Genomic DNA, 12,482 nt, shown 5'->3' with positions numbered 1-12,482 from the left:
AATATGATTTATAAAAGAAGTAGTCAACTTTTTAATGAAGCTAAACAATACATTCCTGGCGGTGTAAATTCACCAGTTCGTGCATTTAATGCAGTTGGTGGTGAACCGATTTACATTAAAAAAGCAAAAGGGGCTTACTTATATGATGAGGATGGTAATACGTTAATCGATTACATTGCATCTTGGGGTCCAATGATTTTAGGTCATGCACATCAGCCAGTTGTAGATGCGCTTATTGATAAAACAAAACTAGGAACTTCATTTGGTATTCCTACTGAAATTGAGACGAAAATTGCTCAACTAGCGGTTGAAATGGTGCCCAATATTGATAAAATACGATTTGTTAATAGCGGAACTGAAGCTTGCATGAGTGCTGTTAGATTAGCACGTGGCTTTACCAAAAAAGATAAAATTATAAAATTTGCGGGCTGTTATCACGGTCATAGTGATTCTTTTTTAATTCAAGCCGGTAGTGGTGCGGTGACTTTTGGCGCTCCAAATTCACCTGGTGTTACCAAAGGAACAGCTAAAGATACTTTACTAGCCAATTATAATGATATAGATAGCGTAAAATCTTTAGTTAAAGCTAATGAAGATGAAATAGCTTGTATTATAATAGAACCCGTTCCAGGTAACATGGGTTGTATTTTACCTCAAAACGATTTCTTAGAACAACTTCGTGAGCTGTGTGATACGCACAGTATTTTATTGGTGTTTGATGAAGTAATGACTGGCTTTAGGTTAGCACCTGGTGGTGTTCAAGAATTATTAGGTGTTAAGGCTGATATAGTTACATTTGGAAAAGTAGTCGGTGGTGGTTTGCCTGTCGGTGCTTTTGCAGCGCGTCAAGAAATTATGGCTCATCTAGCACCAGAAGGTCCAGTTTATCAAGCAGGAACTTTAAGTGGAAACCCTTTAGCAATGGCAGCCGGTTTAGCAATGCTTACAGAGCTTAATTCTAAACCAGAAATCTTTGACGAACTAGCTCAAAAAACAGCTTATCTTCATGAAGGCATAGCTAAAGTTTTAACTAACCACGAGATAACCCATCAAATTAACCGCTGTGGCTCCATGATTTCTGTTCATTTTACAGATGAACCGGTTGTTGATTTTGAATCGGCAGCAAAAGGAAATAATAGTAAGTTTAAAACCTATTTTCATGGCATGCTAGACCGCGGAATTTATTTGCCTCCAAGTGCATTTGAAAGTTATTTTTTAAACAATGCATTATCTTATGCAGATTTAGATCACACCATTGAAGCTTTAGATGATTTGGCTCCAGATTTGAAGTAGTTTCAGGCCAGAATAGATTTTCTAATCAATAAATCGGGTTAGATATAAGATTGATTATATTTAATATAAGACATAAACCACATTATCAAAATTCACATCTTCTATAATTGTAATCGCCAGTTCTGTTTTTAAATAAACTGGCGATTTTTTTAAAAAAAGGTTTATAATTAGCTTAAGTTTTTTTATTTAATCCTTAATTTCTTTAATTAAAAGTTCAGCGAGCTCTTCAGCTCTAACGACAGCACCATTCATGTAACCTGGATTTTTTTCGGCTGTTTCAGAAGCCCCAAACCAGAGCTTATTTTTCCATTTAGGTTCTCGTAGACTTTTCGCACCATTAGTTTGATGAGGTATTAGATTTTGATTGTGTTTTGAAGTGGTTAATGTTTCATTATGCCAATTTAAGATTGTAATTTCTTTATAGTTTTTTGCAGCCTCACCAAAATATCCTACGAGCTGTTTTATTGCTTTCTCTTTTAAATTGTTTATGGATAGGTTGTTGAATTTTTGATTGATAAAACCAACTAACCCAAAGTTTTTATCGTTGTTGTGTTGATACATTTCTTGTATAACTTGTTGGTTCGAGAAAATACTACCGCAAAAACCATCGCTACTCCAAAAATCAGTTTCATACTCAATAGCAATTTTAACTGAATTACCCATCCAAGTATGTGTTTGATGAAGTGTATTTTTAAAACTTGTTTTTAAAGCAGGTTGAAAATTAATCGATTGACTTAAGTTTGGCGGTAAGCAAACCATAACTTTCTGTGCTTTAAAGCTTTCTGAATCACTATTCACTTCAATATAATCAGATTCTTGTTTGATCGTGTTAACCCTGCAATTCAGCTGAATTTTTTGAGATGGGATTTTTTCTGACAAAGCTTCAATAAGACTAAAGCTTCCTTTAGTAAACTTATATGTTGCTTCTTCAGATGAAGGAATATTTATAAATCCTAATGAACCAAATGGGCGCTGGTCAACGAGTGCCTTTTCACCATTGACTTGTGGTTTGTAGCCAATCTTTAAATCTTTAACAAGCGCCATTAAACGCTCGTGTTTCTCAGCAAACCAAGTCGCACCCATTTCAAAAGGAAAACCATTTTTAGTAATTGTGAAAATCCGCCCACCAAGTCGATTTCTGCCTTCTAATAGTTTGTAATTTATGGCATGTTGTTCTAAATAATAGGCAAGTGATAGACCGCTTAAGCCACCACCAACTATAATAACATTATGTATTTTCATGCTCCAAAAATGCAATACTCAATGAGTTTAAACCAAGTCTTAGCCTAATTTTATGCAAATTTTAAAGTATTAGGCAGTTGCAAATCCTAAATTTGTATAAAAAAGTTGAGTAATACAGAACGACAAACAATTATCCAAAACATAGAAACTGAAAAAAATAAGGTTTCATGCTTGTATAAAATTAAAGAAAAGACCGAAACTTTTACAAAGACTTTGTTCTTAACACTCTTTGACAAAAGTATTAATGTTGAAGAATACATGAATTTACTTGAGCTTGAATTTAAAGGTTTAGCTGATTTAGTTTGTTTTGAAGATGATAATCCATGCAGAGATAAATGGACGGAATATATGCAGCGTTTACCTGAGATTTTAAAACAATTAAATCAAGATGCCGAGTTTATTTATGAAAATGATCCAGCTGCCAACTCTGTTGAAGAAGTTTACTTATCTTATCCAGGTTTTTATGCAATTGCAATTTATAGATTAAGCCATGAACTTCAAAAATTCGGATTGCCTTTAGTACCTCGACTAATGTCTGAATCTGCTCATACGCTTACCGGAACTGATATAAACCCAGCCGCAAAAATTGGTGTCCCTTTTTTTGTAGACCATGCTACTGGTGTTGTTATAGGTGAAACGTCGGTTATAAAAGACCGCGTAAAAATCTATCAAGGCGTGACACTTGGTGCACTTTCTGTTGATAAAAATATGATTAATAAAAAACGACATCCAACAATTGAAAGTGACGTTACTATTTACGCTAATGCAACTATTTTAGGGGGAAAAACAGTTATTGGTAAAAATAGTACCATCGGAGGAAACGTTTGGCTAACTTCTTCTGTTGAAGATAACTCGTTGGTAACCCATAAGCCACAGATCCAAATAAAATCTAAGTAAGATGAATAAAAGTATAATTGATTTAGTGGGAAACACGCCACTAGTTGAAGCTAAAACACTTATTAAGAACCCTAAGGTCAAACTCTTATTTAAACTAGAAGGCCATAATCCTGGTGGAAGTGTTAAAGATCGCGCAGCATTTAATATGATTAATGAAGCTTTAAAACGAGGCGAGATTACCACAAATTCACGTTTAATTGAGCCTACCAGTGGCAACACAGGTATTGCCTTAGCGATGATCGCAAGTGTTTTCGGTTTAAATTTAGAGTTGGTCATGCCTGAAAATGCCACCGAAGAACGCGTAAAAACCATGAAGGCTTATGGTGCAAAAGTAACTTTAACAAGTGCTGAAGAAGGTATTATTGGCTCACGAGATTATGTTGAAAACAAGATGAAATCTGGTAATTATTACAGTTTCAACCAATTTGCTAATGATGATAATTGGAAGGCACATTACAAAACAACAGGTCCAGAAATATGGAAAGCTACAGAACATAAAGTCACGCATTTTGTGTCTTCAATGGGAACAACTGGCACAATTATGGGAACTTCAACCTTTTTAAAAGAGCAAAATCCTTCTATTAAAATTATTGGAGTTCAGCCAGAAGATGGCGCTAAAATTCCTGGAATTAGAAAATGGCCGAAAGAATATTTACCTAAAATTTTCAATTCTAAAAAGGTCGATCAAGTTATTGAAGTTAACGAAAAAGAGGCAACCGATATGGCTAGATACCTAGCGGCTCATGAAGGGATTTTCTCTGGAATGAGTAGTGGTGGTGCCGCAACGGCAGCTGTTAAATTATGCGAGCAACTTGATGAAGGCGTTGTGGTGAGTATTGTTTGCGATCGCGGTGACCGTTATTTATCTTCACCTTTATTTAAATATTAAAACCCTGAAAATTTCAGGGTTTTATATGAGTTTAAATTTTGAAATTTATTTTCTAGGAATCTGTTTTAAAACTTCAAGTGTAAGTTTCCAAAATTTCTGTGTGCTTGAAATGCTAGCACGTTCATCGGGCGAATGCGCGCCTCGAATAGTTGGTCCAAAAGAAATCATATCCATTTCAGGGTAATGACTTCCTAATATACCACATTCTAAACCAGCGTGACAAGCTGCTATATTAGCTTTCTCGCCATTTTGTTTTTGATAAACTTGGTCTACGATTTTTAAAATGTCAGAGTCGGTATTTGGTTGCCAACCTGGATAATCACCTGATAATTCTACACTGAATCCGGCTAAGTCTAAGCTACTTGAAATCGAGTTTGCTAAATCATCTTTTGTACTTTCAACAGATGAGCGAGTTAAACACATCACTTCAATTTTACCGTTTTTAGCTTCAATTTTAGCTAGATTGTTAGAGGTTTCTACTAAACCTTCAATATCTGGACTCATTCTGTACACACCATTAGCAATAGCGTAGATAGATTTAATAAATAAATCTTCTACATCGGCACTCATTACTTTTTCAGGTTGGTTTACTTCAGTTAAGCTAATATTGAGTTGAGGTTCTAAATTTTTGTACTCTGTTTTAATAACTTCAACTAAGTTTAAGAAATGTTCTCTAAACGCATTAATATCATCTTTATTGATACATATTATAGCTTCACTTTCGCGAGGAATGGCATTTCGAAGTCCACCACCAACAAAAGAGGCGAGTCTCATTTGAAATTTTGTATGGCCGAGATATAAAAATCTGTTTAATAATTTATTAGCATTGCCAAGACCTTTGATGATGTCCATGCCAGAGTGGCCTCCGTTTAAACCTTTTACAGTGATTTTTAGAGCTTGATAGTTTTCAGGAATAGATTCTTCTATGTAAAATCGGGTAGCAGTAATATCTACGCCACCAGCACAGCCAATCCCAATTTCGTCATCTTCTTCAGTGTCTAGGTTGAGTAATATATCACCTTTTAAAACCGATTGTTCTAAATTTTTAGCACCAGTCATACCCGTTTCTTCATCTATGGTAAAAAGCGCTTCTATAGCTGGATGTTCTATATCTTCAGACTCTAAAATAGCCATGATTGTGGCAACGCCTAAACCATTATCTGCACCTAGAGTTGTGCCGTTAGCTTTAACCCAATCGCCATCAATATACATATCAATACCTTGCGTATCAAAGTCGAATTTGGTATCATTATTTTTTTGATGAACCATGTCTAGATGAGATTGTAAGACTACAGTTTTTCGATCTTCAAAGCCTTTAGTAGCTGGTTTTTTTATAATTACATTTTGGCCAGAATCGGTAAATGTTTCAAGATTTAATTTCTTGCCAAAATCAAGCATAAATTGTATAATTTGCTCTTCTTTTTTTGAAGCTCTCGGAACAGCATTAATAGCTTCAAAGTTTTTCCAAATGGGTTTTGGTTCTAAGTTGTGAAGTGGTGTTTGCATTTAAATCTATTTTTCAACAAAAATAGAAATTTAAAATCCATTTAAGGCGGCTTTAAAGAAGCTTTAAGGTGCTAAAAATGTAAATGGTGCAAATGGAATGTTTCGTAAAATCCAAAATAAAATAATGATTGTAAAGATCACCCAAGGCGTTGCCGATTTATAAAGGATATTATTATTTTTTTCTGGATAATAGTGAACGACAATTTGCTGTACAACTTGATAAGATAAGACTAAAATGGCTAGTATAATGAGTAAGTTGTATTTCAGGCCTTCAATAATTTGACCATTTAGAATTGCATGTATTGCGCGTTGACTTCCACAACCTGGACAATGTAATCCCGTTAGGCTATGAAACATACATTTCGGAAAAAAGTTAAATTCTTTGGGACTGAAATTTAGATAAAGGCTTAGCAGTAAAATTAAAATTACGGCTAAGCCTGAATATAATATAGCTTTACTTTTTTTGGTCATGCATTATATATCGCCTGATGCTATTGCAAAAATAGCACCTAAACCGTAAATGAGTATAAACCCTACCCAAACCACTAAAGCTAAAACTAGTGAGACAATCCACCAAGTTTTGGCGTTTTGAGAAGCACGTTCTGCGCCTTCGTAATCGCCAGAAGCATATTTAGAGTTTACTTGAGCAGCATAAACAATGCTAACAATGCCAGCTGGTTGGCAACAAAGCAATGCTGAGATGATAGCCATTGCTAAGTGATTTTGAGGATGCTTAGGTTTGCTTGTTTCCATGATTAATTATTTTGTAAAGATTGTTGTCTTTGGAGCTCTTGCTCTAGAGCTTCTCTAAATCCTTCGTCACTAGCAATTACAAATACAAATACAATGTAAGAAATAGCGCCGATTAAGCCTAAAACCAAGGCTATAATCCAAGCGATTTTAGCATTTTTAGATGCTCTTTCAGCACCTTCATAATCACCTTCGTTATATTTTTTATTAACCTGTGTCGAGAACACAATACTTGCAATACCAGCCGGTAAGCCTGGTGCGCAACATAAAATTGTTGTAATAATTGCCATCACTAAATGATTGCTAGGGCGTTTAGGTTGAGTAGTTTCCATCAGTTTGCTTTTTTGTTTTGATAAAATTAACATAATTTATGGTTTAACAAATTCAATTCTCTAAAAATGTTAATTCAAGCTTGTAAATAAAGCTATATTTGTGATTTAGTATAGATTCATAAAAACATGATTAACACAAAAAAGCAAGGGGTTTTTACCACCTTTATTTTAATTGGCGCAGCCTTATTAATTTATGATTTAGTTGAAAAACCAGATGTGGTTTATTATAAAATCATCGGTTTAGTTTTATTGATGTTCGGGTTGTATAATTCTACCAAACAATGGGCACAAGACAACCCAAAAGAAAATAAAAATCCTGCTGAAACAGATTTAGATCTAAATAATCAACAAGAGGAAAATGAAGCTGATAAAAATGCAATTGATAAGTTTTCGGTTGAAGATACCTCTAAACCTTCAAAATAGATGATTAAGCTAGGCGACCAAGTTGAAGTTTTAGATGATACTATTAATGGTAAGGTTGTTCAATTAAGCCATAATTCTCTAATTATAGAAGATCATGATGGTTTTCGTTTTGAAGTTTCTAAAGCTGAAGTTGTACCTGTTAAACCACTTGATGTTGAGCTTAATGCTGCTGATATTCACGAAAAAATAAAAACTGATTTAAACCTTGGAAAAACCAAATCTTCTCAAAAATCTGTTCGTGAAGTTCCTGTCATAGAAATAGATTTACACATTCATGAACTTGTTAACAGCACTAAAAATATGTCTAACTTCGATATGCTTAATTTACAGTTAGACACCGCAAGACATCGTTTAGAGCAAGCCATTAAATCTCGTCAAAAACGACTGGTTTTTATTCATGGTGTTGGCGAAGGCGTGCTAAAACAAGAATTAGAAACCTTGTTTAGACGTTATGATCATATTGATTTTTACGATGCTGATTTTAAAACTTATGGTTTTGGCGCAACAGAAGTTTACATTTATCAAAACTAGTTAGTTTCAACTAAATTTTCTTGTGTCGTTGTTTCTATAAATCCCATATTCAAACGGCTAATTGTTACCGTTTGATCGTTATTTACATTGTTCAGGGTTACATCATTAAAGACAATTTGTACTCTAAATCGACGTGTAATTTCATTTGCTCTAACCGCATTAATTTCAATCGATTCTGATATGTCAGGGTTTAAATAATTAGGTAAACCGTCGGCATTAACATCATCGGTTGGGTTAATGATAGGTTCTTCATTTCCGCTATCAAAAGCATTAAGGTCTTCAAAGCGTGTTAAAACACCGTCATTGTCATCATCATTGTCTAGATAATCTGGTGTACCATCACCATCTGTGTCAGGAAATTGGTTGTTGTTTTCATCATTAATGTTTTCAACTTCTGTTAACACATTGTCATTATCATCATCAACATCTAAAAAGTTAGGAATACCATCACTATCAGTGTCATCATCAAATAAATCGCCGTTACCATTAATGTCTTCAAGTTCTGCAGGAACGCCATCGTCATCATCTTGTTCAAAAACTTCAAGAATAATAACAGCTTCACCACCAGTTGTACTTCTAAATTCTTCTAAAACGCTAGGCGAACTTGGTGGGATGTCTTGGCAAAAATAGGTGTTAGAATCTGTTGACGCTGATAGTGTTCTATAATTTAATCGATTACTTGTGTTTAAAGGTATTACGATAGGTTCAGGCGCTTCAAAGCCCTCATAGCTAGTTTTGAAATCTGGGCTGCTAAACACAAATGAAATAGCTTCATTAGTTTCACTATCGATATAATGGAAAACGTAGTCTGTATTATCTTGACAAACTTCAAGCGGTGTTTCATTAGAAAAATTGAAGTTTGTGATAATTGGGTCTCCATCATCACAGGCAATAAAAAGCAAGCTTAATAGCCAGATATATCGTTTCATGTCAATTTTTTTTCAAATTTAAGCTATCTGAGTGATAAATATCAGTCTTCAAAACTATAATTGCATTAATTTTGCTAAAAACTAAGACGATGCGCAAAGTATATCTTGATCATGCCGCTACAACCCCAATGCGTCAAGAAGTTATTGATGTGATGGTTAATTTAATGAATGATAATTTTGGTAATCCGTCATCAACGCACGCATTTGGACGAAAAGCTAAGGCTTTAATCGAATCTAGCCGAAAAAAAATGGCTCAACTTTTAGAAGTTAAATCAAAAGAAATTGTATTTACTTCTGGAGGCACAGAAGCAGATAATTTGGTGATTATTGGTGCGGTGAACGATTTAGGGATAAAACTAATTATCACCTCTAAAATTGAACATCATGCCGTTTTAAATTGTGTTGAGCATCTTGCAAACTCGTCTACAGTTGAAGTGGCTTATGTGAATTTAACCGAGCAAGGTTTAATTGATGATTTGCACTTAGAGCAGTTATTAGCTGAAAGTGATCAGCCAACCTTAGTTTCATTGATGCATATTAATAATGAAGTTGGCCATATAAACGATTTAAAGCAAATCAGTGAAATTTGTCAAAAATATAAGGCTTTATTCCACAGTGATACCGTTCAAAGTATTGGGTTTTATCCTTTAGACTTGAAGCAAATTCCTATTGATTTTTTAACAGCTAGCGCCCATAAATTTAATGGTCCTAAAGGAATTGGCTTTGCGATCATTAAAGAACAACACAGTTTAAATCCGCTTATTTTTGGTGGTTCTCAAGAACGTGGTCGGCGCGCTGGTACCGAAAATGTGTATAGCGTTGGTGCTACCGAAAAAGCACTATCATTGGCTTATGAAAATATGGATCAAGAGCGTGAACACGTTAAAAAACTCAAAACCTACTGTAAAAGTAAGTTAGAAGCTGCTTTTCCAAATATTAGATTTAACGGTGCCTCTGGTGACTTTAATCTAAGTTCACATAAAATTCTCAACTTTACAATTCCTTTACCGAAATTTGAGTCTGATATGCTTATTCTTCAACTTGACCTACATGGTATTGCTTGTTCTAAAGGAAGTGCTTGCCAAAGTGGTGCGCAAGAAGGCTCATTTGTATTAAATGAAATTTATGGCGGTGAGCAGCATGGTTTGCGGTTGTCCTTTTCTTCAACAAATTCAATGAGTGATATTGATTATTTTGTAGACAAGTTGAAGCAAATCCTTATGGATTAAAACCTTGTTCTTAATTTTAAATTGAATACACGTGGACTCAAGAAATTAGGAATCGCAAATTGATTTCTTGTGGTGGCATCACGTACAAAGGTATTTGTAATAGAATTTAGGCGGTCAAACATGTTGAAAATCTCGAAGCCTATATCAATACTTTCAAATTTAGCTAACCAATGCTCTGGTCTCAGTTTGTCTTGAGCTTCTTTTAGGGCATAAAAAAAGCCGATATCAACCCGTTGATAATCGGGCAATCTTGTTTGATACTCGTAAGGATCAGCAAATCGAGGTGAACCACCTGGCAAACCTGTGTTATAAACTAAATTGAGATAAAGTTTTAATTTAGGTATGTTAGGCACATAATCTTGAAACAATGCAGCAAATTTTAAGCGTTGATCTGTTGGTCGAGAAATAAATTCACTACGACCAATTTGGCGTTCTTCGGTTTTTAAATAGCCAAAGCTAAACCAACTTTCGGTGCCAGGAACAAACTCTCCATTTAAGCGAAGGTCTAAGCCATAAGCATAGGCTTCAACATCATTTCTAGCACGATAGCGAATTCTTACATTTTCAATTGTATAAGGGTTAACATTGGATAAATGCTTGTAATAAGCTTCTGAAACTAATTTAAACGGCCTGTCCCAAAGTTTAAAGCTGTAATCGTTTCCTAATACAATATGTACCGATTCTTGAGCTTCAACTTCTGGAATAACTTGTCCGGTCGAGTCTCTTAAAGCCCGATACATTGGCGGTTGATGATAAAAACCACCAGACAAGCGAAACAACATATCTTTATCCCACTTTGGTTTGATTGAGAATTGCGCTCTTGGACTAAAAACTTGCTGTGTATTTGCATTAATTTGGTCGCCACTCACATTCCATACTTGTGATCTAATGCCAGCATTTACCCAAGCTTTGGCATTATTAACTTTAAACTGATGGCTCCACTGTAAATAAGCTGAAATACGGTTGATTTTTGTACTATTCTTTGCCCTGATACTAAAATAGGGTTCAATAGGTTCTTCGTAAGGATTATAAGGTTGGTCGTTTTCAAAATTAGGTTGAAGCGGTCTTACAAAAAAACCAGCTGAATCAATCATTTCATACTCTTGTAATTGATCTCGAATATCTTCATGAACAAAGTTGACGCCATATTCAAATTTATGGTCGTTAATATCAACTTTACCTTCGTGTTTAAAATTAGCAATTAAAGCATCAAGTTTGTTTCTAGCATGTGTATATTGAGCTCCAGCGCCTTCAGTAAATTCTACTTCTCCAAAATCTTCATCACCAAAACCTGAGTTAACTTCACCGATGCGATAATTAGCTACAATGTCAAAAAACTCTTGCTCTTTGGTGTGGTAAACAGAAGCGGTGGTTTTTGTTGTAAAGTTATCATTCACTTCATAATTAGCAGATAAAGCGCCAAAATAAGTTTCATATTGGTCTTGTTCTTGGCCTTCGTAAAAGATTAAAAGAGCTTTAGGGTCTTGAATAGTGCCAAAATTAGTTTGGCGAGTATATGGAATATAATCATAAGTGTTAATAGCTATATTGCCTAGAAAGCTCAGTTCTAACTTATTATTAAACTGATAGGTTAAATAAGCTTGCGTGTCGAAAAACCGTGGTTTAAAATCGGCGTCGGTTTGTTTAGCATTTACAAATAAACTATTTTCGCGATACCTTATCCCTAAAATACCTGTTAATTTTTGATTTTTTGACACGGCTTCAACTGAAGCGCTACCGCCAAGAAAACTTGCTTCAAAACTTCCGCCGAAATCTACAGGTCTTCGGTATTTGATATCTAAAACCGATGATAATTTATCACCGTACTTAGCTTGAAATCCACCAGCAGAAAAGTCAACATCTCTAACTAAATCAGTATTTACAAAACTTAAGCCTTCTTGCTGGCCGCTTCTTACTAAAAATGGGCGGTAAACCTGAATGCCATTAACGTAAACTAAATTTTCATCGTAATTACCACCGCGAACCGCGTATTGTGTGCTTAATTCATTGTTAGAGTTTACGCCAGGTAGAGTCATTAAAATATTTTCAACACCAGGATTGGCTCCAGGAATTCTTCTCACAGTTTCAGGCTGTAATATGGTAATACCTTCAATTCTTGAGCGTGGTTCATTGGTAATTATAACTTCACTAATTTGCTCAACTTTAGTTTTTAATACAAAGTTGAGTTCTTTAACTGTGTTTGGTTTTAAATTTAACTTGGCTGTTATGGGTTGATAACCAACATAAGAAACTTTTATTGTAATGGTTTGGTTAGCAGGAACAGTTAAATTATAAAAACCATTGGTATTAGTAGTAGTTCCACCATTACCATAACTAACATTTACAGCTTCAAGTAAATTTTTACTTTCATTAAAAACTAAACCATTAACACGCGCTGTTTGTGAATAGCAAAACCAAGTTAAAAGGGTAAAGGTGAGGAAAAAATAGGGTTTCAAAAGCT

At 34.7% G+C, this 12,482-nt stretch carries 13 protein-coding genes; 6 read left to right on the top strand and 7 right to left on the bottom strand.

All coding sequences use genetic code 11. The annotated features are described in order from the left end of the window. The first annotated feature begins 3 nt into the window (after window positions 1-3). Complete coding sequence (gene hemL / locus BUB82_RS03080; RefSeq protein ID WP_073191791.1) at window positions 4-1,293, top strand: glutamate-1-semialdehyde 2,1-aminomutase; 1,290 nt, start codon at window positions 4-6, stop codon at window positions 1,291-1,293. Window positions 1,294-1,479: 186 nt separating this feature from the next. Here hemL and BUB82_RS03075 read toward each other — a convergent pair whose 3' ends face one another. Next, the gene (locus BUB82_RS03075) at window positions 1,480-2,535 is read right to left on the bottom strand and encodes a flavin monoamine oxidase family protein (protein WP_073191790.1); all 1,056 of its coding nucleotides are present in this window, start codon (window positions 2,533-2,535) and stop codon (window positions 1,480-1,482) included. A 105-nt stretch (window positions 2,536-2,640) separates the two neighbouring features. On the opposite strand from BUB82_RS03075, the gene BUB82_RS03070 reads away from it, so the two are divergent. Both BUB82_RS03070 and cysM read left to right on the top strand, forming a co-directional pair. Beyond that, window positions 2,641-3,432: a serine O-acetyltransferase gene (locus BUB82_RS03070; RefSeq protein ID WP_073191789.1), complete on the top strand. Its 792-nt coding sequence runs from the start codon at window positions 2,641-2,643 to the stop codon at window positions 3,430-3,432. Window position 3,433: 1 nt separating this feature from the next. Continuing rightward, window positions 3,434-4,321 (top strand): cysteine synthase CysM, encoded by an 888-nt coding sequence (cysM, locus tag BUB82_RS03065; RefSeq protein WP_073191787.1) that lies wholly within the window; start codon window positions 3,434-3,436, stop codon window positions 4,319-4,321. A gap of 45 nt (window positions 4,322-4,366) precedes the next feature. Here cysM and BUB82_RS03060 read toward each other — a convergent pair whose 3' ends face one another. From BUB82_RS03060 to BUB82_RS03045, 4 genes are all read right to left on the bottom strand, one after another. Then, window positions 4,367-5,827 (bottom strand): aminoacyl-histidine dipeptidase, encoded by a 1,461-nt coding sequence (locus BUB82_RS03060; RefSeq protein WP_073191785.1) that lies wholly within the window; start codon window positions 5,825-5,827, stop codon window positions 4,367-4,369. 63 nt (window positions 5,828-5,890) lie between these two features. Beyond that, window positions 5,891-6,298, bottom strand: coding sequence for a DUF2752 domain-containing protein (locus tag BUB82_RS03055; RefSeq protein WP_073191784.1), 408 nt, complete (start codon window positions 6,296-6,298; stop codon window positions 5,891-5,893). A gap of 3 nt (window positions 6,299-6,301) precedes the next feature. Continuing rightward, window positions 6,302-6,580 (bottom strand): CD225/dispanin family protein, encoded by a 279-nt coding sequence (locus tag BUB82_RS03050; RefSeq protein ID WP_073191782.1) that lies wholly within the window; start codon window positions 6,578-6,580, stop codon window positions 6,302-6,304. A gap of 2 nt (window positions 6,581-6,582) precedes the next feature. Then, entirely contained in the window at window positions 6,583-6,942 is a 360-nt protein-coding gene (locus tag BUB82_RS03045) for a CD225/dispanin family protein (RefSeq protein WP_234949750.1), read from the bottom strand. 93 nt (window positions 6,943-7,035) lie between these two features. Between BUB82_RS03045 and BUB82_RS03040 the strand changes: the two genes are divergently transcribed. Next, window positions 7,036-7,332 carry a hypothetical protein gene (locus tag BUB82_RS03040; protein ID WP_073191781.1) on the top strand — a complete coding sequence of 99 codons (297 nt, stop codon included), beginning with the start codon at window positions 7,036-7,038 and terminating at the stop codon, window positions 7,330-7,332. Next, entirely contained in the window at window positions 7,333-7,863 is a 531-nt protein-coding gene (locus tag BUB82_RS03035; RefSeq protein WP_073191779.1) for a Smr/MutS family protein, read from the top strand. Here BUB82_RS03035 and BUB82_RS03030 read toward each other — a convergent pair. After that, a complete protein-coding gene (locus tag BUB82_RS03030; RefSeq protein WP_073191777.1) occupies window positions 7,860-8,792 on the bottom strand; it encodes a hypothetical protein in 933 nt (310 codons plus the stop codon). The two genes, BUB82_RS03035 and BUB82_RS03030, sit on opposite strands and share 4 nt — an antisense overlap. Window positions 8,793-8,881: 89 nt before the next feature. Between BUB82_RS03030 and BUB82_RS03025 the strand changes: the two genes are divergently transcribed. Further along, complete coding sequence (locus tag BUB82_RS03025; RefSeq protein WP_073191776.1) at window positions 8,882-10,021, top strand: cysteine desulfurase family protein; 1,140 nt, start codon at window positions 8,882-8,884, stop codon at window positions 10,019-10,021. Here the strand turns inward: BUB82_RS03025 and BUB82_RS03020 are convergent. Further along, complete coding sequence (locus BUB82_RS03020) at window positions 10,018-12,477, bottom strand: TonB-dependent receptor (protein WP_073191774.1); 2,460 nt, start codon at window positions 12,475-12,477, stop codon at window positions 10,018-10,020. The two genes, BUB82_RS03025 and BUB82_RS03020, sit on opposite strands and share 4 nt — an antisense overlap. Between the last annotated feature and the right edge of the window lie 5 nt (window positions 12,478-12,482).

This window comes from Psychroflexus salarius (assembly GCF_900129035.1).
GTDB classification, from domain to species: Bacteria; Bacteroidota; Bacteroidia; order Flavobacteriales; family Flavobacteriaceae; genus Psychroflexus; species Psychroflexus salarius.
Note: the sequence above shows the minus strand (reverse complement) of the source record. Positions and strands in the feature narration are given on the sequence as shown.